The sequence below is a fragment of the Bradyrhizobium sp. 4 genome (genome assembly GCF_023100905.1).
Classification (GTDB): domain Bacteria; phylum Pseudomonadota; class Alphaproteobacteria; order Rhizobiales; family Xanthobacteraceae; genus Bradyrhizobium.
In genome coordinates, this window is record NZ_CP064686.1 from 5,928,293 (window position 1) to 5,949,898 (window position 21,606).

At 64.5% G+C, this 21,606-nt stretch carries 18 protein-coding genes; 10 read left to right on the plus strand and 8 right to left on the minus strand.

The features are described 5' to 3' along the window. The first annotated feature begins 62 nt into the window (after window positions 1-62). Window positions 63-986 carry an ABC transporter ATP-binding protein gene (locus tag IVB45_RS28315; protein ID WP_027570727.1) on the plus strand — a complete coding sequence of 308 codons (924 nt, stop codon included), beginning with the start codon at window positions 63-65 and terminating at the stop codon, window positions 984-986. Further along, window positions 983-1,744 (plus strand): ABC transporter permease, encoded by a 762-nt coding sequence (locus tag IVB45_RS28320; RefSeq protein WP_018454266.1) that lies wholly within the window; start codon window positions 983-985, stop codon window positions 1,742-1,744. The genes IVB45_RS28315 and IVB45_RS28320 overlap by 4 nt, the downstream gene beginning before the upstream one ends. Window positions 1,745-1,795: 51 nt before the next feature. On the opposite strand, the gene IVB45_RS28325 is transcribed toward IVB45_RS28320, so the two are convergent. Further along, window positions 1,796-2,119, minus strand: a complete 324-nt coding sequence (locus tag IVB45_RS28325) for a hypothetical protein (RefSeq protein ID WP_247359184.1) — start codon at window positions 2,117-2,119, stop codon at window positions 1,796-1,798. A gap of 320 nt (window positions 2,120-2,439) precedes the next feature. Here IVB45_RS28325 and IVB45_RS28330 point away from each other — a divergent pair, with 320 nt between their 5' ends. From IVB45_RS28330 to IVB45_RS28340, 3 genes are all read left to right on the plus strand, one after another. Next, window positions 2,440-3,210, plus strand: a complete 771-nt coding sequence (locus IVB45_RS28330; RefSeq protein WP_247288022.1) for a L,D-transpeptidase — start codon at window positions 2,440-2,442, stop codon at window positions 3,208-3,210. 224 nt (window positions 3,211-3,434) lie between these two features. After that, window positions 3,435-3,689 (plus strand): acyl carrier protein, encoded by a 255-nt coding sequence (locus tag IVB45_RS28335; RefSeq protein WP_027570724.1) that lies wholly within the window; start codon window positions 3,435-3,437, stop codon window positions 3,687-3,689. A 24-nt stretch (window positions 3,690-3,713) separates the two neighbouring features. Then, entirely contained in the window at window positions 3,714-5,414 is a 1,701-nt protein-coding gene (locus tag IVB45_RS28340) for a fatty acyl-AMP ligase (protein WP_247358689.1), read from the plus strand. Between the two features lie 7 nt (window positions 5,415-5,421). Here IVB45_RS28340 and IVB45_RS28345 read toward each other — a convergent pair whose 3' ends face one another. The 3 genes from IVB45_RS28345 to IVB45_RS28355 are packed head-to-tail and all read right to left on the minus strand — an operon-like array spanning window position 5,422 to window position 8,797. Next, window positions 5,422-6,384, minus strand: a complete 963-nt coding sequence (locus IVB45_RS28345) for a hypothetical protein (protein WP_247358687.1) — start codon at window positions 6,382-6,384, stop codon at window positions 5,422-5,424. 25 nt (window positions 6,385-6,409) lie between these two features. After that, on the minus strand, window positions 6,410-7,792 hold the full coding sequence (locus tag IVB45_RS28350) for an MBOAT family O-acyltransferase (protein WP_247358685.1): 1,383 nt from the start codon (window positions 7,790-7,792) through the stop codon (window positions 6,410-6,412). A gap of 45 nt (window positions 7,793-7,837) precedes the next feature. After that, window positions 7,838-8,797 (minus strand): fatty acid desaturase, encoded by a 960-nt coding sequence (locus tag IVB45_RS28355; protein ID WP_247358684.1) that lies wholly within the window; start codon window positions 8,795-8,797, stop codon window positions 7,838-7,840. A 221-nt stretch (window positions 8,798-9,018) separates the two neighbouring features. Here IVB45_RS28355 and IVB45_RS28360 point away from each other — a divergent pair, with 221 nt between their 5' ends. Beyond that, window positions 9,019-9,954, plus strand: a complete 936-nt coding sequence (locus IVB45_RS28360) for a glycerophosphodiester phosphodiesterase (protein WP_245287885.1) — start codon at window positions 9,019-9,021, stop codon at window positions 9,952-9,954. A gap of 9 nt (window positions 9,955-9,963) precedes the next feature. On the opposite strand, the gene IVB45_RS28365 is transcribed toward IVB45_RS28360, so the two are convergent. After that, window positions 9,964-12,243, minus strand: a complete 2,280-nt coding sequence (locus IVB45_RS28365) for a fused MFS/spermidine synthase (protein ID WP_247358682.1) — start codon at window positions 12,241-12,243, stop codon at window positions 9,964-9,966. 175 nt (window positions 12,244-12,418) lie between these two features. Between IVB45_RS28365 and IVB45_RS28370 the strand changes: the two genes are divergently transcribed. Beyond that, the gene (locus IVB45_RS28370) at window positions 12,419-14,029 is read left to right on the plus strand and encodes an NAD(P)/FAD-dependent oxidoreductase (protein WP_247358680.1); all 1,611 of its coding nucleotides are present in this window, start codon (window positions 12,419-12,421) and stop codon (window positions 14,027-14,029) included. A 278-nt stretch (window positions 14,030-14,307) separates the two neighbouring features. Here the strand turns inward: IVB45_RS28370 and IVB45_RS28375 are convergent, their stop codons facing one another. Next, window positions 14,308-14,472 carry a Flp family type IVb pilin gene (locus tag IVB45_RS28375; protein ID WP_018454254.1) on the minus strand — a complete coding sequence of 55 codons (165 nt, stop codon included), beginning with the start codon at window positions 14,470-14,472 and terminating at the stop codon, window positions 14,308-14,310. 154 nt (window positions 14,473-14,626) lie between these two features. Here IVB45_RS28375 and IVB45_RS28380 point away from each other — a divergent pair, with 154 nt between their 5' ends. Further along, window positions 14,627-15,514 (plus strand): 50S ribosomal protein L11 methyltransferase, encoded by an 888-nt coding sequence (locus IVB45_RS28380; RefSeq protein ID WP_247358678.1) that lies wholly within the window; start codon window positions 14,627-14,629, stop codon window positions 15,512-15,514. Window positions 15,515-15,538: 24 nt separating this feature from the next. On the opposite strand, the gene IVB45_RS28385 is transcribed toward IVB45_RS28380, so the two are convergent. Next, the gene (locus IVB45_RS28385; RefSeq protein ID WP_027570714.1) at window positions 15,539-15,718 is read right to left on the minus strand and encodes a hypothetical protein; all 180 of its coding nucleotides are present in this window, start codon (window positions 15,716-15,718) and stop codon (window positions 15,539-15,541) included. A gap of 188 nt (window positions 15,719-15,906) precedes the next feature. On the opposite strand from IVB45_RS28385, the gene IVB45_RS28390 reads away from it, so the two are divergent. Continuing rightward, complete coding sequence (locus IVB45_RS28390; RefSeq protein WP_247358677.1) at window positions 15,907-17,736, plus strand: aminopeptidase P family protein; 1,830 nt, start codon at window positions 15,907-15,909, stop codon at window positions 17,734-17,736. A 320-nt stretch (window positions 17,737-18,056) separates the two neighbouring features. After that, complete coding sequence (locus IVB45_RS28395; protein WP_247358675.1) at window positions 18,057-19,334, plus strand: multidrug effflux MFS transporter; 1,278 nt, start codon at window positions 18,057-18,059, stop codon at window positions 19,332-19,334. Between the two features lie 112 nt (window positions 19,335-19,446). On the opposite strand, the gene ligA is transcribed toward IVB45_RS28395, so the two are convergent. Beyond that, window positions 19,447-21,600: an NAD-dependent DNA ligase LigA gene (gene ligA / locus IVB45_RS28400; RefSeq protein WP_247358673.1), complete on the minus strand. Its 2,154-nt coding sequence runs from the start codon at window positions 21,598-21,600 to the stop codon at window positions 19,447-19,449. Window positions 21,601-21,606: the final 6 nt, after the last annotated feature.

A 21,606-nucleotide genomic window follows, 5' to 3' on the forward strand; every position in this document is an offset into this window, starting at 1 on the left:
CCCCTCCCGGCAGGTTCCAGCCTCCCCTCCCCAGCCTTCGCCCCCTCAGACTTGCGGCCATCATGTCCTCCATCATTTCCGTCGCCAATTTGTCGAAGACCTATGGGTCCGGCTTCAAGGCGCTCAAGAACGTCAATCTCGACATCAAGCGCGGAGAGATCTTCGCGTTGCTCGGCCCCAACGGCGCCGGCAAGACCACGCTGATCTCGATCATCTGCGGCATCGCCAATCCGAGCGAAGGCAAGGTCCTCGTGGGCGGCGAGAACATCCAGACCTCCTATCGCAAGGCGCGCTCGCTGATCGGGCTGGTGCCGCAGGAATTGCACACCGATGCCTTCGAGAGCGTGTGGGCGACCGTGAGCTTCTCCCGCGGGCTGTTCGGCAAGCCGAAGAACCCCGATCATATCGAGAAGGTGCTGAAGGACCTCTCGCTGTGGGACAAGAAGGACAGCAAGATCATCACGCTCTCCGGCGGCATGAAGCGTCGCGTGATGATCGCGAAGGCGCTGTCGCACGAGCCGCAGATCCTGTTCCTCGACGAGCCGACCGCCGGCGTCGACGTCGAGCTGCGCAAGGGCATGTGGGAGGTGGTGCGCACGCTCCAACAATCCGGCGTCACCATCATCCTGACCACGCATTACATCGAGGAAGCCGAGGAGATGGCCGACCGCATCGGCGTCATCAACAAGGGCGAGATCGTGCTGGTCGAGGACAAGGCTACCTTGATGCAGAAGCTCGGCAAGAAGCGGCTGACGCTGCATCTGCAAGGCAAGCTCGATGCGCTGCCGGAGAGCCTCAGGCATTACGAGCTCGACCTCTGCGACGGCGGCGCGACGCTGGTCTACGACTACGACACCAAGGGCGAGCGCACCGGCATCACCAGCCTGCTCGGCGACCTCCGCACCGCCGGTATCCGTTTCAACGATCTCGACACGACGCAATCGTCGCTCGAGGACATCTTCGTCGATCTCGTGAGGGCGTCATGAACTACCGCGCTGTCCGCGCCATCTATCTGTTCGAAATGGCGCGCACCTGGCGCACGCTGCTGCAAAGCATCGTGTCGCCGGTGGTCTCGACCTCGCTGTATTTCGTGGTGTTCGGCGCCGCGATCGGCTCGCGCATCAGCCAGGTCGAGGGCGTCAGCTACGGCACCTTCATCGTGCCGGGCCTGATCATGCTCTCGGTGCTGACGCAGAGCATCGCCAACGCCTCGTTCGGCATCTACTTCCCGAAATTCACCGGCACGATCTACGAGATCCTGTCGGCGCCGATCTCCTATTTCGAGATCGTGCTCGGCTATGTCGGCGCGGCCGCGACCAAATCGATCATCCTCGGCCTGATCATCCTCGCCACGGCTGGCCTGTTCGTGCCGCTGCACATCCACCATCCGGTCTGGATGCTGGCCTTCCTGGTGCTGACGGCGGTGACGTTCAGCCTGTTCGGCTTCATCATCGGCATCTGGGCCGACGGGTTCGAAAAGCTGCAGATGATCCCGATGCTTGTGGTGACGCCGCTGACCTTCCTCGGCGGCAGCTTCTATTCCATCGACATGCTGCCACCCGCCTGGCGCACGGTGGCGCTGCTCAATCCGGTCGTCTATCTGATCTCCGGCTTCCGCTGGAGCTTCTACGAGATCGCGGACGTCAGCATGGCCGTCAGCATCGGCATGACGACCGCCTTCCTGGTGATCTGTCTGGTCGTGATCTGGTGGATTTTCCGCACGGGGTATCGGTTGAAGAACTGATCGAGAGGCGTAGCCCGGATTGCGCTTCGCTCCATCCGGGCTACGGTGACATCACCGATAGCAGTGGAAGCGGTTGTATCCGTCGTAGTAGCCGCGGCAGCGACGGTGGCCGCGATGAGGAATGCCGAACACCCCCTCGACCGCGCCGACGGCACCGCCGACACCCGCGCCGACCGCGCCTCCAACCACGCCACCCACGGGGCCGGCTATCCGGTTGCCTTCATAAGAACCTTCCTGGGCGCCCCGAACGATGCCTTGGGCATGGCCAGGCTGTGGGATGCAGGACAGCGCGGCCAGAACGGCGGCGGCAGCAACGAGCAGACGGAAAGGCAGACCGGCCGGCCGAGAAGCGGCGGCGACGCAAACTTTGTTCATCTTCATTCCCAAAGGTAAAACCGGCGGCGGAAGCCGCCGGTCGAGGCAGCGATCATCAACGCCGATGCGGCCAAATGGTTGCGCCCCGGATGGTTGCGCCATTCTGATGAATTGTCGGCATTATGAACGCATCTCCCGCTCGCGAAAATGTCAGCGCCGCCGCTGGCTTTGCGGCACAAAGCGGCCTTGCTTACGCCGGGCGTCCCGTTAACGATGGGTGGGCAGGCCGCTGGAACGAAAGCCGGATTGCAGGCATAGTGCACGCCGGGGGACGGAGAGCCGCGGCGCCTAGTGTGAACAGGCCGGAGGCCACAAGTCAGATGCGTTCGTTTTTTATTGCTTTCACCTCCCTGATGCTTTTGAGCGCGGGCACCGCGCAGGCCAAGGTCGAGATCACCGTCGACAAGGACAATCAGCAAATGACCGTCGCTGTCGACGGCGTCGCGCGCTACCACTGGCCGGTGTCGACAGGCATCCCCTCGCGGGAGACGCCGAACGGCGCGTTCCGCACCTTCCGCATGGAAGAGGATCACTACTCCAAGGAATTCGACGACGCGCCGATGCCGCACGCGATCTTCTTCACCAAGGTCGGGCACGCCATCCACGGCACCGACTCGGTCGGTCGGCTCGGCACGCCCGCCTCGCATGGCTGCGTGCGGCTGTCGCGCCAGAATGCCACGACGCTCTACGCGCTGGTGCAGCAGCAGGGCGTGCTCAACACCACGGTGACGCTGACCGGCTCGGCGCAGGTGGCCCTGGCGCGCAATCCGCGTGGCCGCAACCCCACGGCAGTGGCCCGCGCGCCGCAGCCCGCCGAAGAGCAGTACGCCACATCAGGCGATCCCGTGAACCTGACGCCTCAGGCCGCACCTGCCCGCCGCTACATGCCGCAGGATGACAACTACATCTATCCGGCCGACGGCACCGACACCGGCGCGCGCTACCCGGCGCCGCGTGGCAGCCGCCCGCTCTATGACGCACAGGTCTATCAGCAGCAGCCGCAGCAATATTACAATCAGGGCAACGGCACCTACTATCAGCCGCAGCCCCGGCAGGTTTACCAACCCCGTGGCTATTACTACCAGAACTGACCCTATCTGAACGCGGCGTTGCCGCGCCAGCGAATCAGAAAGCCGCTGCTGGGACGGGCGCTTGCCGCAGTCGACCGCAGGAAACAGCGCCAGCCTGTGCACGGATTGGGCACCGGCCGACGCAGGGAAGCAACAGTCCACAACCTTCAACGCAGCGGCGTTCCGGCCAAATTGACAACCAGGGGGTCACCCGTATTGTCGTCCCATTGTTTTTGGGACATGACATGACACGCGAGCAGATTTCGGATTTCTGCGTTGCCGCCCTGGCAAATATCCTGCGAATTTCGAAGGACCGGGTCGATATCGGCACGAAATTCAGCCGCCTTGGGCTCGATTCGGCGATGCTGGTCTACCTGATGATGGAACTCGAGGAGAAGCTCGACCTCGAACTGTCGACGGACGACTTCTACGACCATCCGACCGTTGAGGCGCTGTCGCGATTTCTCGCCGACAAGGGCGCAATCCGTCCCGCCGCCTGAGGGCGGCAGAAGCCGGCGCAACCCATGGAAACCTTCCGCTCGCTCGTGGCACTGCTGGCCCGACGTGCGGCGGAGCAGGCCGACGATAGGGCCTACATCTTCGTATCCGATCGCGGGACGGAGGAAGCTGTCCTCACCTTCCGCCAACTGCATCACTCCGCATCCGCCCTCGCTCGGCGATTGACCGTGGCCGCGCGTCCCGGCGACCGCGCCATCCTGGTGTTTCCGCCCGGCATCGAATTCATGGTGGCGTTCTTCGGCTGTCTGATCGCCGGCATCATCGCCGTGCCGATGATGATGCCGCGGCGAAACAGCGCGCGCGATGCCAGCGCCGCGATACTCGCCAATTGCACGCCGACGGTGGCGCTGACCAATTCGGCCGTCGCGCTCCGTGGTGATCTGCGGGCACGCTTCGCGCACGAGCACATTCGCTGGATCGAGGTCGATCTCGCCGCGGCCGATGGCGAGACAATCGAACTGCCCGAGCCGGCGCCGGACGACATCGCCTTCCTGCAATACACCTCCGGCTCGACGTCCGCGCCCAAAGGCGTGATGGTGAGCCACGCCAATCTGCTCGCAAATCTCGAGATGATCCGGCTCGCGCTCGGCAACACCTGGCAATCGACTTACGTCAATTGGGTGCCGCTCTATCACGACATGGGGCTGATCCTGAACGCACTGCAGGCGCTCTATATCGGGGCGACCTGCGTGCTGATGGCGCCGAACGCGTTCATGCAGCGGCCGCTCGGCTGGCTGCGCGCGATCTCTCACTACCGCGCGGAAGTGGCGTGCAGCCCGAATTTCGGCTTCGACCTCTGCGTCAGCCGCTATCGCGCCGACCAGATGGAGGGCGTCGACCTGTCCTCGCTCAGGATCGCGCTGAACGGCGCAGAGCCGGTGCATGCGGAAACCATCGAACGGTTCATCCAGACATTTGCGCCGCACGGCTTCGATCCGCGCGCAATGTATCCCGCCTACGGAATGGCGGAAGCGACGCTCCTGATTTCCGGCGGACGCTGCGACGGCGGTCATGTCACACGCAGCCTGAGCCGCACGGCGCTTCAGGCGCACGCAGCGGAAGCGCCTTCCGGCGCCGAAGACACGCAGATCGTCGTCGGCTGCGGCCGCGCGCTCACCGGCGAGCGGATCGCCATCGTGGACGCAAACAACCGCACGCGCCTGCCCGCGGACCGCGTCGGCGAGATATGGGTGAACGGGGCCAATATCGCCCGCGCCTATTGGCGCAACGACGAGGCGACGCGCGAGGGGCTCAATGCGCAGATTGCCGGCGAAAACGGGGCGTGGCTGCGCACGGGCGACCTCGGCTTCCTCGACGTCACCGGCGAACTGTTCGTCACCGGGCGGATCAAGGACCTCATCATCATCCGCGGCATCAACCATTATCCCCAAGACGTCGAGCGCACGGTGCAATCGCTCGATGGAGCTTTGCGCGAAAATTGCGGCGCGGCGTTCTCGGTGCCGGACGAGACCGGCGAAGAATCGCTCGTCATCGTCCAGGAAATCGAGCGCACCGCGCGCCACTCGATCGACACCGAAGCGATCAGGGGCCGGATTCGGGAGGCCGTCGCCGACAACCACGAACTCTCCGCGCGCCACATCGCGCTGATCCGGCCCGGCACCCTGCCGAAGACCACCAGCGGCAAGATCCAGCGCAAGCTGGCGCGCAAACTCTGGCTCGATGGCGGTTTCGAGCAGCTCGGCTGAGGACCGCTCAGAAATCGATCTTCGCGTTCTCCCCATCGCGCAGGCTCGCAACGATCCCCTGCTCGATCTTGCGCGCCAGGATGGCGCGATAGTGGATGAAGTCGGCAAAATTGGCGCGGTCGCGCGTGAGAGCGTTGTCAACGCGATAGTTGATGAAATTGCTGCGCGGTCGGCCCGCGACCACTTTCTTCAGCGCGGCATCGCACGCGCTGCGCTCCAGGGCGGCTTCCGTGCCGGGTTTCGGCACGGTGGTCGCGAAGGTCGGCGGCACGATGATGACGACGGGCACACCGGCCGGCAATGTCCTGACGATATCTGCCAGCGCAGCGATCTCGGGAAATGTCGCCCGCATCTCGGCGGACAAGGACGGCGCCGGATCCCTGGGCCAGCCGACCTCCTTGAATTGGCCCGGCGGCCAGATGTCCTCGTAGCTGACAAAGCCGTCAGGGTTCATCCGTGGTCGCCGGCCAAGGCCGATGCTGATGCGTTGAAAAGCGTGCTCGATGGCCTGCCATGAGATCAGACGCGCAGCGTAGGTGACGACGCTTCTGTCATAGAGCCAGTCGGGAAACGGGACGCCGCCCTCCTCCTTGAGCCGTGCATGCACGCACCAGCCGGGATCAGTCACGACCACCAGGGCACCGACCTCGCGGTGATTCCGCAGGAAGAAGTCCAGCACCGCGAGCTCCTGGCGGGGAAACGCACCGGTCATGTAGAGCTGCACGAATCGCAGGCCGGTCGCGCGCGACAGTTCCATCGGCTCGATCATCTGCGCCGTCGAATTGCCCAGGATCGCGGCATTGAAATCCGGATTTCGCGCGCGGCTCGCCGCCGTGATCTGAGTCAGACGATTATCGACGCCGTCGATGCCAAGCAGGCCGGGCTTGCCGCTGTCATAGGGATCGACCACCACCATCAGTGCGAGCACCAGCAGCGCAGCCCCGATCAGCGTGCCCAGACACGCGAGCAAGCTCCGACCCCAGCCGGGGTCGGTCTCAGAACTTGAAGTAGACGAAGTCATGGAGATCCCGACCACCCATGTGAAGCAGCAATGCGAATAGCCCAAGACCGAGCAGACCCGCGAGCCACGGATTGGGGCGACGCGTGAGCACCGCCACGATGTCCTGGCTCGCCGGCAGCAGGAAGGCGAACAGCGGCGCTACAATCAGCGGCCACAAATGCTTTCCGCGCTCGAGCGGCAGCGGCGAAACCAGCCCACAGAAGACATGCCATGCCGCCTCCACGGAGCCCGCGCGAAAAATCACGCCGGTCGCGAGCACGAAGAGCACGGTGAGCGTCCAGCCGAGCCATGACGGGAACTCCGGGCCATAGCGACGCCACAGCGTGCAGGCAACCAGCGCAAGCCCGTGCAGCACGCCCCACAACACGAAGGTCCAGCTCGCGCCGTGCCACAGGCCGCACAGCGCCATCGTGATCATCATCGCGCCGAAGAACTGGATCGGTAGCCAGTGCCGCGGCAAAAGACGCAGGTTGACCAGCGGATAAAACACGTAGTCGCGCAGGAACAGCATCAAGGTGATGTGCCAGCGCTGCCAGAAATCCTGGATATTGGTCGAGCGCAGCGGCGCATTGAAATTGTACGGCAGCTGCACGCCGAACAGCAGACCAAGGCCGATCGCGATGTCGGAATAGCCGGAGAAATCGAATAGGATCTGGAAGGAGAAGCAGAAAGCAAGCCAGGCATCGCCGCTGGGCAAGGGCCCGTTCGCTGCCTGCGCGTAGATGGGATCGAGCAGATGCGCGAGGCCGTCGGCGATCACGATTTTTTCGAACAGGCCGATCGCAATGAAGCAGGTCGCCACACAGAACTGGCGCTGCCAGCCCGGAACGTAGATCTGCCTGCCGAACTGATGCATCACCTCCGACCAGCGCGCCAGGGGGCCGGCGATCGCCTGCGGGAAGAAGGCGATGTAGAGCGCGTAGCGGTCGAGCGCATAGAGCGGCGCCCTGCCGCGCTTCAGATCGACCAGATACATGATGTGGTGGAAGGTGAAGAAGGAGATGCCGAGCGGCAGCCCGACGTCGAGCACCGGCAACGTCGTACCCAGCGCGAGACCGAGATTGGCGAGAAGAAAGTTGGCGTATTTGAACAACGCCAGCACCGCGAGATCGAGCCCGATCACCAGCGTCAGCACCGCCGGCCACTTCACGCGCCCATAGGCGACCGAGGCGAGCCAGTTGATCGCGATCGAGCCGATCAGGAGCAGGATGAAGGACGGGCTGCCCCAGGCATAGAAGGCGAGCGACAGCGCGACCTGCACGCCGATGCGCAGATGCGGATAGGGATCGGCCAAGCGATAGATCAGCAGCGCCGCGGGCAGGAAGACCAGGAGAAAGGGATAGTCGTTGAACAGCATCGGTTCAAAGCCGCGCCATCGCCGGCGTGAGCCGGCGGATGATGCTCAGCCCGTTTCGAGGTCGGGCGCAGCGTCGCCCGGCTGCCGCAGCATGCGTCGCGCAATCTTCTCCTCGCTCGGCACCTTGACGTCCCAGGCCAGTCCCAGCGCTTCCAGCGCCCGGATAAAGATGAAGCCGGGATCGAACTCGAACCAGCGCAGGCCGAAGGCCGCGGAATAGGGAAAGGCGTGGTGGTTGTTGTGCCAGCCCTCGCCCCAGGCGAGCCAGGCCATCACGCCGAGATTGCGGCTGTTGTCGTCGCGAGTGACGAAAGGCCGCGCGCCAAAGCTGTGCATCACGGAGTTGATGGCGGACATGGTCTGCTCGACCACGAACATGCGCACCACGCCGCCCCAGAGCAAGCCGGTGAGTGCGCCCCACAGGCTCATGGTGGCGAGGCCGCCGATCGCGGCCGGCAGCACCAGGCCGAGACCGACCCAACTGTGATAGTAGCTGTTGACGGCAACCAGCCTGCGATCCGCCATCAGATCCGGGACATAGTGCGCAACGTTGGGATAGTCGTGCTCAATCATCCAGGTCAAATGCGCGTGCAGGAAGCCGCGCAGGCGGCCGAACGCGCCCTCGCCGTGCAGCCGCGGCGAATGCAGATCGCCGTCGTGATCGGACAATTCGTGGTGCCGGCGGTGCATTGCCGCCCAGGACAGCATGGGGCCGCGGCCGGCCATCGATCCCATCACGACCAGGATCGCACTCATCGCTGTGGAGGTCGCGAAGGCGCGGTGGGTGAAGAGCCGGTGATAGCCAACGGTAAGGCCGAGGCCGGTAACAAGCCAGAAGCCGACGAACAAGCCAAGCTCCATCGCGCCGATCGGGCGGTAGTACAGAAGGACCAGCGCCAGCAGCGTGCCGACGAAGGGCAAAACGTCGAAGATGATGAAATGCCGGCGCTGCATCCGGCGAAAATGCCGGCTGCGGATAATTCGATGATCGCGTTGCTGCTGCACGGGCGGGATTCCAGGGCACCGACTATGAGTACATACCCCCGCGCTGGCCGCAACCCAAGCCACCGCCCAAGGTTTCAACAGCCACGAAAACCTATACAATCGTCCGGACGCGCCAAAACGCGTTGAAATATCGCCCCTTTCCCCTTGCCCCACGAGCCGCCATGCCGTCACGTGCTGCGACGATCTTGACCGTACTGACACTTCTCATTGCGGGACCGGCCATGGCATTTGATTCGGCTTTCGACCTCGAGGCCCATCGCGGCGGGCGGGCGCTGCTGCCGGAAAACACGCTTCCGGCCTTCGCCAATGCGCTGTCGATGGGCGTGGACACGCTGGAGCTCGACGTCGGCATCACCGCCGACGGAGAAGTCGTCGTGTCGCATGAGCGCGGGCTCAACCCTGATATCACGCGGGATGCGAGCGGCGCCTATGTCGCGGCCCCCGGCACGCCCTTCGTGAAACTGCGGCTCGCCGATATCAGGACCTATGACGTCGGCGAGATCCGGCCAGACAGCCCTTACGCGAAGCAATTCCCCGACCAGCGCGCCATGCCCGGGACCCGCATTCCGACCTTGAACGAGCTGTTCGCGCTGGTGCGCAAATCCGGCAATACGCGCGTGCGCTTCAACATCGAGACCAAGATCGATCCGAACCATCCGGAAGAGACGCTCGATCCGCAAGCTTTCGTCACCAGGCTGCTCGCCCTGATCGAAGCCGAAAAGTTCTCCGACCGCGTCATGATCCAGTCGTTCGACTGGCGGACTCTGTTGCTCGTCCAGCAGCGGGCACCGAAGATGCCGACGGTGTACCTGACGCTCCAGCGCGGCTCGAGCCAGACGGTGGCGCTGGACAAGGCGACCATCTGGACGGCAGGATTCAGCCCGGCCGATCATGGCGGGTCGCTGCCCCGGACCATCAAGGCTGCGGGCGGCACGGTCTGGTCGCCCTATTTCGGCGATGTGACCGCGGCGCTGATCGCCGAGGCCCATGCGCTCGGGCTGCGTGTCGTGGTCTGGACGGTCAACAAGCCCGAGGACATGACGCGCATGATCGAGATCGGCGTCGACGGGATCATCTCCGACAGGCCCGATTTGTTGCGACAGGTCGCGGGCGAGAAAGCAATTGCGTTGCCCGCGGCGACGCCGGTGGAGCCGTAGAAGCGGGCCTTACTCCCCGTCCCGCAAGCGCCGGTACAGCGCGCCCAAAATGTTGGAGTAATCGTCGGTCCAGACCCGCACCCTGTCGTCGGCCTCGGTCTGCTCCCATGATTTCGACGATGCGAGCCTGCCGACGTCGGCATCCTCGCGGGCGGAGATGACGACGTCGGTCGAGAAGATGTAGTCACCATCGCGCCCCGAATCCTCGTTGTAGACCCAGCTCTTGAGATCGTTGGCATCGGCGATGCCGACCACGACGGTCTCGAGATCGAGGTGGCGGTTGGAGACGTGCATCACCACGGCGCCGTGCGGAGCGAGCTTGTCCTTGTAGATCTTCATCGCCTCTTCGGTCGCAAGATGGATCGGGATCGCATCGGACGAATAGGCGTCGACGATGATGAGATCATAGGCGCCGTCCGGCTCCTTCGCGAAGGTGAGGCGGGCATCGCCGATCACCGGCTTCAGGCCCGGCATGCAGCTCGAGATGTAGCGGAAATTCTTCGGATCGCTTGCCGCGTCGACCATGGACTGATCGATCTCGAAGAAGGTCCAGCTTTCGCCCGGCTCCGCGGCGCAGGCGAGCGTGCCCGATCCGACGCCGATCGCCGCGACCTTCAACGGAGCGCCCTTGCGTTCCCGGATCGCGCTGACGGCCTGACCGATGCCGCCATCCCTGTGATAGTAGGTGATCGGCTCGGGCCGGCCGGTGACCGGCGTGCCGTCATTGTTGAGGAAACGCTCGGCGCCGTGGATCGTGGTGCCGTGCATCAGCACATGGAAATAGCCGCCGGGCGTCACCACGATCTTGTGCACGCCGAAGAAGCTGCGCACCGTGGTGACGCGGCCTTCGTCCGCCGGATAAACCCGGATCAACGCCAGCGCCAGCGCGAAGGTGGCGAATATCTTCCAGCGGCCGGCGTTGACCGCCAGCGCCAGCAGCGCGGCGAGCACGCCGACGCCGCTGGCCAGCCAGACGCGGTGATCCTCGAACCAGCTCGACAGGGCGCCCGTCGTGGCAAAGGGCGCAACGAGCACGACGACCAGCGCGGCAAGCGCCAGCCAATACCATTTGACGATGCCCGCCAGCCGCTCGTTCGCCGGCGGCCGGCACAGCGCGGCAAGCGCAACCAGGATCGGATATTCCGCGATCCAGGAGAATGTGAACGGCGCGACGAGCCCTGCGAACAGGCCGCCGACCATGCCGCCGAACGACAGCGCGACATAGAATCCGGTGAGATATTTCGCGGCCGGCCGGGTCCGCGCCAATTCGCCGTGGCAGGCCATGGCGATGACGAAGAAGCACAATTGATGGCCGCCGAGCGTCAGCAGCAGGTTCTGTTCGCCGCCGAAGGCCAGCAGGAAGACGACGCCCGCGATCGCGACCGGCTGCAGCATCAGCATCCATTTGTGCGGCAGCAGCGGCCGCGACTGGAACACCACCACCCAGGTCAAGAGGTACAGCGACAACGGCAGCACCCACAGCAGCGGCGCGGCCGCGACGTCGGTCGAGATGTGCGCGGTGACGGCGATGAGCAGGCCGGACGGCACTCCGGCGAGGAATATCCAGCGCAGCCGCGTCATGAAACCGGGCGCCGGCGCATTCAAATCCTCGGTTCGTGCATCGACCAGGGCCAGCTTCGGCGAGCGCAACAGCAGCACGCCGCATGCTGCGATTAGGAGGATCAGAATGCCGTAACCGCCGGTCCAGAGCCGGTTCTGCGTGTGCAGCGTGAACATCGGCTCCAGCAGGAACGGATAGGACAGCAGGGCGAGGAAGCTGCCGATGTTGGAGGACGCATAGAGGAAATAGGGATCATGTCCGGCAGGATGCCCGGTGCGGACGAACCAGGCCTGCAGCAACGGATTGTTGGCGGCGAGGGCGAAGAACGGCAGCCCGATCGAGATCACGAACAGGCCGAGCAGCCAGACCGCGTAGCCCGAAGCGGGCGGATCGCCATAGGCGGAGGCGATGCCGAGCGGCAGCGTGGCAAAGGCCGCGATCAGCAGCAGGAGATGCACCACCACGGGAACGATGCGGTTCCTCACCTGCATCAACAAATGCGCATAGGCGTAGCCCGCCAGCAGCAGCGACTGGAAGAACACCATCGCCACCGACCACACCGCCGGCGAGCCGCCGAGCCGCGGCAGGACCATCTTGGTGAACAGCGGCTGCACCGAGAACAGCAATAGCGCGCTGACGAAGATCGCGGCGGTGTAGACCGTCAGCAGCAGCCGGTTGCGTGACGAGGACGGCTGCTCCGTGGCGGCGGGTTGCACGATCGAATCCATGGAAGCTCCAGCATATCCCGGCGGGCGCCGGGCGCGCGCAATGGAGCACAAGGCGCCTGAACGAGCAATAAAGGCTCTCGTGATGTTGCAGCGGGGAATGCTTCATATACAGATGTCATTCCGAACCGGGGCGCTCAGACCGTCCCGGAATGACCGTGGAACAGCTTGCACCTTCATGATCGAAACCGACGTCATCATCATCGGCGCTGGCCATAACGGCCTCACCTGCGCGGCCTATCTCGCGATGGCCGGCTTGCGCGTGCGCGTGGTCGAGCGCCGCAAGGTGGTCGGCGGGGCCGCGGTCACGGAGGAGTTTCATCCGGGCTTCCGCAATTCGGTCGCGGCCTACACCGTGAGCCTGCTTAATCCGCAAGTGGTCCGCGACTTGAAGCTGGCCGAACAGGGCCTGCGCATCGTTGAACGACGCGCGCAGAATTTTCTGCCTGCTCCCGACGGCAGCTATCTCCTCACTGGCGAGGGGCGGACGCAGGCATCCGTCGCACGGCTGAGCGCGCGCGACGCAAACGCGCTCGACGGGTTTTCGCGCGAGCTGGAAGATATCGCCGACGTGCTCCGGCAATTCGTGCTGCGCGCGCCGCCAAACCTGCTCGATGGCTTCGGCACGGCCTCGATCCGCGAGGCCGTGAACGCATTCCAGAGCGCCAACATCCTGCGCGGGTTGTCTCTGGAGCAGAGCCGCAGCCTGCTCGATCTCTTCACCCGCTCGGCCGGCGAGATGCTGGACGAACGTTTCGAGCATGATCTGGTCAAGGCGCTGTTCGGCTTCGATGCCATCGTCGGCAATTATGCCAGCCCTTACGCCGCGGGCTCGGCCTATGTGATGCTGCACCACGCCTTCGGCGAGGTGAACGGCAAGAAGGGCGTCTGGGGTCACGCTATCGGCGGCATGGGCGCGATCACGCAAGCCATGGCGCGCGCCGCACGCGACCGCGGCGTCGTGATCGACACCGATGCGGGCGTGCGCGAGGTCATCGTCGAGCGCGACCGCGCGGTCGGCGTGGCGCTGGAGAACGGCACGACCATCCGCGCGAAATATGTCGCAGCCAACGTCAATCCGAAGCTGCTCTATACGCGGCTGGTCTCCGCCGATGCGCTTCCCCAAACTTTCCTCGACCGCATCCGGCACTGGAAGAACGGCTCCGGCACCTTCCGCATGAACGTGGCGCTGGACCGCCTGCCCTCCTTTACGGCGCTGCCGGGCGACGGCGATCATCTCACCTCGGGCATCATCCTGGCCCCTGATCTCGGCTACATGGACCGCGCCTTTCTCGATGCCCGGGCGCACGGCTGGAGCCGAGAGCCCGTCGTGGAAATGCTGATCCCCTCGACGCTCGATGATACGCTCGCGCCCGCAGGACAGCATGTCGCAAGCCTGTTCTGCCAGCACGTGGCGCCGGAGCTTCCCGATGGAAAGTCGTGGGACGACCATCGTGAAGAAGTTGCCGACCTCATGATCGCGACGGTGGACAAATACGCGCCGGGTTTTGCGACAAGCGTGCTCGGCCGCCAGATCCTGTCACCGCTCGACCTCGAACGGCAGTTCGGCCTGCTCGGCGGCGACATCTTCCACGGCGCGCTGACGCTGAACCAGCTGTTCTCGGCCCGGCCGATGCTGGGCCATGCCGATTATCGCGGACCCGTGAGGGGCCTCTATCATTGCGGCTCCGGCGCCCATCCCGGCGGCGGCGTCACCGGCGCCCCCGGCCACAACGCCGCGCAGGCGATTTTGAGGGATCACCGGTCGTTGTTCGGAAGCCGTGGATAAGCCTGTGGATGGGCTGTGGACAGACTGTTGGCAAAGCTGTGAAGGCGCGGTGGGTTACGCTCCTCCAAAGCCAGTGCAAGTCGGTGGAAAATCCGGGGATGAACGGCGGGATAATCCGTGGACAAAGCCCGGAAAAACCAGCGGGTAAGCCTGTGGGCATTCTGTGCAAGCCAATCCCCAAACACGACTTCGCCCGTCAAGGGGCAATTCCCCCGACGGGCGCGGCTCGAAAGCAGTCGTATGGAGAATTGGCCCCGCCGGCAACTGGGAGGCGGAAATTACTTCAAGGAGCTGCTAATCGAAGTGAACTTGTCGTTCATGGTGGTGCCCAGGCCGTTCACCACGGTAATGATCGCCAGCGCAATGCCGGCTGCGATCAGGCCGTACTCGATTGCGGTTGCACCTGAATCGTCGGTCCAGAACTTCAAAATCATGCGCTTCAAGTCTCGCCTCCTATTCCATTTCAAGCTGTGTGGGTTGCCCAACACCCGCAAATCTACGTGGTACAACCTGCGGTCGGGTTAACCTCGTGAATGCAAGTTATCGGAAAAAATGGGAACAAAAGTTCCAAAAATTGAACCGGACGGAACCCTGAGGATGCAGCCTGCCCCCACCCATCGCGCCAGTTTTTCGATCGGCAGCGAGATCGCCGCCAGGCGCATTGTCGACGTCCTCACCGAAATGTTCTTCGAGGACGATGCGGCGGTCGCCGCCTTCGAGCAGCCGAACGGACAGTGGGACGTCGCGCTGCATTTCGCGAACGCGCCGGACCGGGCGTGGCTGCGCGAACTCGTTGCAACCTCAGCAGGAAATGAGATCGCGGACACGCTGGCCTTCGACACCGTCGAAGCCAGGGACTGGGTCAAATCGAGCCTGGAAGATCTCGTCCCGGTGCCGGCCGGGCGCTTCGTCGTCCACGGCAGCCATGACCGCGACCGCGTGGCGCCAAACAAGCTCGCCATCGAGATCGAGGCGGCTCTCGCCTTCGGCACCGGCCATCACGGCACCACACGCGGCTGTTTACTCCTGCTTGACCATGTCCTGAAAAGCACCCGGCTCGGCCGCGTGCTCGACCTCGGCACCGGGACCGGCGTGCTGGGGATAGCGGCGGCGAAGGCGCTGCATCGCGCGGTGCTGGCCTCCGACATCGACCCGGCCTCGGTCAAGGTGGCAGCCGAGAACGCCTTGTTGAACGAAGTCGGTCACCATGTGCGAGTGATCCGCGCCACCGGATTCGCGGCGGCCGATTTTGGCAGATGCGGCCCGTTCGACCTGGTGCTGGCCAACATCCTGGCCAATCCGTTACGGCAATTGGCGGGCCCGTTGACGCGGCACCTCGCGACCGGAGGGCGCGTCATCCTCTCGGGCCTGTTGACGCCCCAAGTCCCCGCCGTGATCGCCGCCTACCGCGCGCGCGGCCTAGTGCCTCTGAAGCACTTGCGGATCGAGGGGTGGAGCAGCCTGTTGCTGCGGAAGATGTGGTGAGTACGGGTGCTGCTGTAGATGCCGCTACTTTGCCGCCTTCTCGTCCGGGCGCATCGCGCGCTCGGCCCGCGAGGCGCGCCTCGCGCGGCGTTCGGCGAAACGGTCGATCATCTGGTTGATGAGGCCGCGCGGTTTCTTCGGTGTTGCCGCAGCCGGGGCGCGGCGCACCGGCGGCGTAATCTTCTCAAACGTGAACGCTGGCATCGAGTGTCCCCTCGTCATTGAGATGAACAACTTGCTCGAATTTCCCTGTTATCCGGACGAAGCGCAACTGCCGCATCCTGTACTCCACTCAATTCGAATGGAACTTGTTCAAGCACAGTCCATGCCAGATACGACCTCAAATGCGTCTACATTGCGGACTGATCCGCATGATCCTAAAGTGATCCACCATGTTCGAAGCGCACTTCCAGACATTCGAGGAGCCCGAGGCGGGCGTCGCATTGACGGCCCGGTTGGCCGCGCTCCGTGAAGAACTCGCCCGCCGCAAGCTGACCGGTTTCGTGATTCCACGCGCCGACCAGCAGCAGAATGAGTATGTGCCGCCGTCGGAAGAGCGTCTGGCCTGGCTGACCGGTTTTACCGGCTCGGCGGGACTGGCGGTGGTGCTGACGCACGAGGCCGCGGTGTTCGTCGATGGCCGCTACACGATCCAGGCGGCCAAGCAGGTCGATTCAAGGGCTTGGGCCGTGGAATCTCTGATCGATCCCCCGCCGGAAAGCTGGATGTCGGCACACCTGAAGGCCGGCGACCGCCTAGGATTTGATCCGTGGCTGCACACTTTTGCGGCAGCCGAGCGTTTGTCCGCCGCCTGCACCAAGGCCGGTGCCGAGTTGGTCGCCGTCGACAGCAATCCGGTCGATGCGATCTGGCAGGACCGCCCACAGCCGCCGATTGCGCCGGTCACGGTGCACGGGATGCAACATGCTGGCGTGACTGAAGCCGAGAAGCTGACGCAGATCAGGAGCGAGATCGGCAAGCTCGGCGTCGATGCGTTGGTGCTGTCCGACAGCCATGCCGTGGCCTGGACCTTCAACATCCGCGGCGCCGACGTCGCGCATACGCCGCTGCCGCTGTCCTACGCGCTGGTGCCGAAGGACGGCCGTCCCACCATCTTCATCGATCACCGCAAGCTCTCCAATCTGACCCGCGACCATCTCGAGCAGTCCGCCGACGTGCGCGAGCCCGATGCGATGGCGCCGACGCTGATGGCGCTCGCCAAGAGCGGTGGATCGATCGCGCTCGACAATGCGACCGCGGCCGATGCCCTCAGCCGGCTGATCACGGGTGCCGGTGGCAAGCCGGTGCGCGGCAGCGATCCGATCGCGCTGCTCAAGGCGGTCAAGAACACGACCGAGATCAAGGGCACGCAAACCGCGCACCGGCGCGACGCCGTGGCGTTGGCGCGCTTCCTCGCCTTCATCGACCGCGAGGCGGCAAGCGGCAAGCTCACCGAGATCGACGCGGTCGAGGCGCTGGAGACGTTCCGCCGCGATACCGGCGCGCTCAAGGATGTGTCGTTCCCGACCATATCGGGCACCGGCCCGAATGGCGCCATCGTGCACTACCGCGTCACCCGCAAGAGCAACCGCCGGATCGTGCCCGGCGATCTGCTGCTGATCGATTCAGGTGCACAATACGAAGACGGCACCACCGACGTCACCCGCACCATGGCCGTGGGCGAGCCGACCGATGAGATGCGCGACCGTTTCACGCGCGTGCTGCGCGGCCACATCGCGATCGCGCGGGCGATCTTTCCCGACGGCGCCACCGGCGCGCAACTCGACACACTGGCACGGCAATATCTCTGGGCCGCCGGCGTCGATTTCGAGCATGGCACCGGCCACGGCGTCGGCAGCTATCTCTCGGTGCACGAAGGACCGGCACGGATATCGAAGCTCGGCACCACGCCGCTGAAGCGAGGCATGATCCTGTCCAACGAGCCCGGCTACTACAAGACCGACGGCTTCGGCATCCGCATCGAGAACCTCGAACTGGTGGTCGCAGCCGACATCAAGGGCGCTGAGAAATCGATGAACGCGTTCGAGACGCTGACCCTGGCACCGATCGACCGCCGGCTGATCGATGTCGGCATGCTCAGCAAGGACGAGCTCGACTGGCTCAACGCCTATCACGCGCGCGTCAGGGCCGAGGTGCGGCCGGCCCTGGATGAGACGACGAAGGCGTGGCTGGACCAGGCCACGGCGGAGCTGAAGGCGTAAGCGCGTCGTCGCGACGTCGCATGGCACTACGTGTTTTGTGCAAGGCTGTCTCTCCACCACAGCTGTCATGCTCCGCGAAGGCGGGGCATCCAGTACGCCGCGGCCTCTCGATTCAATCACTGCTGCCTCTGGAATACTGGATTCCCCGCCTCCGCGGGGAATGACACCTGTCACGCGGCACGAGCAACGCGCCCAATTCATCATCATCGCGCCGCCATTATCACCGTCCCGGAATCCGTATAGCCGCATTCCAAAACGCCGATATGCGTCTTGTGCGAGCGCGCTACAGTCCGATTCGAATTTCTGCGAGACGGACACGCATGCACGGCATGACCAGCACGCCGCCGCCAGCGGCGCAACACAACCTCGCGACCTCGCGCGTGGTGTTGCTGCTGCTCGTCGTCATGACTGGCATCGCGCCGATCTCGCTTTACATGCTGGTTCCGGCGCTGCCGGTGCTGGCGACGACCTTTGGCAGCGACATCTCGGTCGCGCAGATGACGGTGTCGCTGTACATGGTCGGCATCGCGCTATCGCAACTCATCATGGGCCCGCTCTCGGACCGTTTCGGGCGGCGCCCGGTGCTGCTTGGAGGCCTGGCGCTGATGATCGTCGCCAGCGTCGCCTGTATCTTCGCGGAAACCCTGCCGCAGCTGATCGCCGCGCGCTTCTTCCAGGCGCTGGGCGGCGCCGCCGGCATGGTGGTGAGCCGCGCCATCATCCGCGACATCTACCAGCGCGATCGCGTCGCCTCGATGATCAGCCTCGTGGTCGCGGCGCTCATGATCGGGCAGATGGTCTCCCCGCTCACCGGCGGCCTGATCGAGACCGCATTCGGCTGGCGCGCGATCTTCTACGCCATCACCGTCGCCGCGATCATTGTCGCCGTCGGCATCGCTTTCGCGCTGCCCGAGACGCGCCGAGACCGCGCCGCCGGCAGCGGCTTTCGCGGCGATGTCGGCATCCTGATCCGCAACCGCGCCTTCGTCGGCTACGTGATGTGCCAGGTGCTGGCCTCGCAGATCATCTTCACCTTCGCCGGCGGCGGCCCCTATATCGTGGTGACGCAGATGGGCAGGACCAGCGCCGAATACGGCGCGTGGTTCGCGACGACGGGTTTTGCCTATCTCGTCGGCAATCTGCTCTGCGTGCGCTTCGCGCCGCGGCACTCGCTGGAGAAGTTGATCTGGTTCGGCCTCGCGCTCCAGCTTTGCGGCAGCCTGTTGAACCTGCTGTGGAGTTTCAACGGCTGGAACGAAGCACCCGCCTGGCTGTTCGGCACGCAGATGATCGTGATGGTCGGCAATGCCTTCGTGATGGCGAACTCGGCCGCCGGCGCGATCAGCGTCCGTCCCGAGGCCGCCGGCACCGCATCAGGTGCGATGGGCTTTCTCCAGCAGGGCATTGGCGCGTTGATGTCGCAATTCGGCGCCTATCTCGGCGGCCATTCCGCGACCACGCTGCCGCTCACCGCCGCAGTGCTGGCGATCTCCCTGCTGTGCGCCTGCACGATGATCTTCGTCGTCCCCCGCCGCGAGGTCATGGTGAGCGAGACGCTGATCGAGCAGGCGGAAGAGGAAGAGAGCGGGATGATGTGAGGGATGGCACGCCGCGTCCTCCGTCATTGCGAGCGAAGCGAAGCAATCCAGACTGCGACCCGCGGGAAGATTCTGGATTGCTTCGCTTCGCTCGCAATGACGAAAGAAGCCCTCACTCCCCGATCAGCGTCAGCCACTCGTCCTCGGTCAGCACCTTGACGCCATGCTTGTTGGCTTCCGCGAGCTTCGAACCCGCGCCGGGGCCGGCGACGACGAGATCGGTTTTCTTGGACACCGATCCGGACACTTTTGCACCTAATCGCTCAGCGGTGGCCTTGGCCTCGTCGCGCGTCATCTTCTCCAGCGAGCCCGTGAACACCACGGTCTTGCCGGCGACGGCGGAGTTGCTCTTCGGCTTCTCGGCGTCGATGATCTCGACCTCCTTCGTCAGCCGCTCGACGATGCCGCGATTGTGGCTCTCGCCGAAATAATCGCCGATGCTCTTGATCACGGTCTCGCCGATCTGGTCGAGCGCATCCATCTCGGCCATTGCCTCCTCGTCGCCCTTGGCAACCTTGAGGCTGGCGTCGTGGAAGGCGTCCCAGGAGCCGTAGCCGCGGGCCAGCGCCAGCGCCGTGGTCTCGCCGATATGGCGCATGCCGAGCGCGTAGATGAAGCGCTCCAGTGCAATCTTGCGACGGCTCTCGATCGCGCCGAACAAATTGCGCACCGAGGTTGCGCCGTAACCCTCGATGTCCTCCAATTTGAGTTTTGCGTTGCGCTTTTCCAGCGTGAAGATGTCGGCTGGCTCCTTCACAAAACCCTCGTCGAAGAAGTACTGGAGCTGCTTCTCGCCAAGGCCGTCGATGTCGAAGGCGCGCCGCGACACGAACAGCTTCAAATGCTCGATCTTCTGGTAGGGGCAGGCGAACTCACCGGTGCAGCGAGCGCGTGAGCCCTCTTCGCCCGCCGCCGTCTCCTCGCGCGTGACATCGGTGTGCAACGGGCACGGGCACTTCTTCGGAAACTGGAATTCCCTGGCAGCCTTCGGCCGCTTGTCGAGGACGACGTCGACCACCTGCGGGATGACATCGCCGGCACGCTGGATCACGACGGTGTCGCCGATCCTGATGTCGCGGCCCTCGCGCAACACCTCGCCCTTGTTGCCGATACCCTTGATGTAATCCTCGTTGTGCAGCGTGACGTTCTGCACGATCACGCCGCCGACGCCGACCGGTTCGAGCTTGCCCACCGGCGTGAACGAGCCGGTGCGGCCGACCTGGATCTCGATGTCGCGCAACACCGTCGTGGCGCGCTCGGCGGGGAATTTATGGGCGATGCCCCAGCGCGGCGTGCGCGAGACGAAGCCGAGCCGTTCCTGCCAGTCGACGCGGTCGACCTTGTAGACGACACCGTCGATGTCGTAGTCGAGTTTTGCGCGCTGTTCCTCGATCGCACGATGAAACGCCAGCAGTTCCTCGACGGAGTGACAGAGCTTGGTCAGCGGGTTGGTCTTGAAGCCGCAGCGCTCGAACCAGCCGATCATGCCGCTCTGCGTGGCCTCCGGCATCGCGCTCATCTCGCCCCAGGCATAGGCGAAGAAGCCGAGGGGACGCGAGGCGGTGATGGTCGGGTCCTTCTGCCGGAGCGAACCCGCGGCCGAGTTGCGCGGATTGGCGAAGATGGTGCTGCCTTCGGCCTTCTGCCGCTCGTTGAGCGCGAGGAAGGCCTTCTTGGTCATGTAGACCTCGCCGCGCACCTCGCAGATATCGGGGACGTTGCGGCCCTTCAGCTTTTGCGGCACGTCTTCGAGGGTGCGGATATTGGCGGTGACGTCCTCGCCGACCGCGCCGTCGCCGCGCGTCGCGGCGGTGGCGAGCTCACCACCCTCATAGCGCAGCGACATCGAGAGGCCGTCGATCTTCGGCTCGGCCGAGAAATCGATTCTGTCGTCGTCGAGCTTCAGGAACCGCACGATGCGGCCGACGAAGTCGCGCAGATCCTCTTCCGCAAAGGCGTTGTCGAGCGATAGCATGGGGACGGCATGCCGCACCTTCTTGAAGCGGCCTGATGGTGCAGCACCGACTTTCTGCGACGGCGAGTCCGCGCTGACGAATTCCGGAAAGCGCTTCTCGATCGCGTTGAAGCGCTGGCGCAACGCGTCATACGCGGCATCGGTGACGGTGGGCGCGTCGTCCTGGTAGTAGCGCTCGTTGTGCCCCTCGATCTCGAGCGCGAGCCGCATGTGCTCGACCTTGGCCTGCGCCTTGGTGAGGTCGGCGACGTCGCGAAGCGGTGCTGGTTTCGATTTTGCTGCTCTGGCCATGGTGCT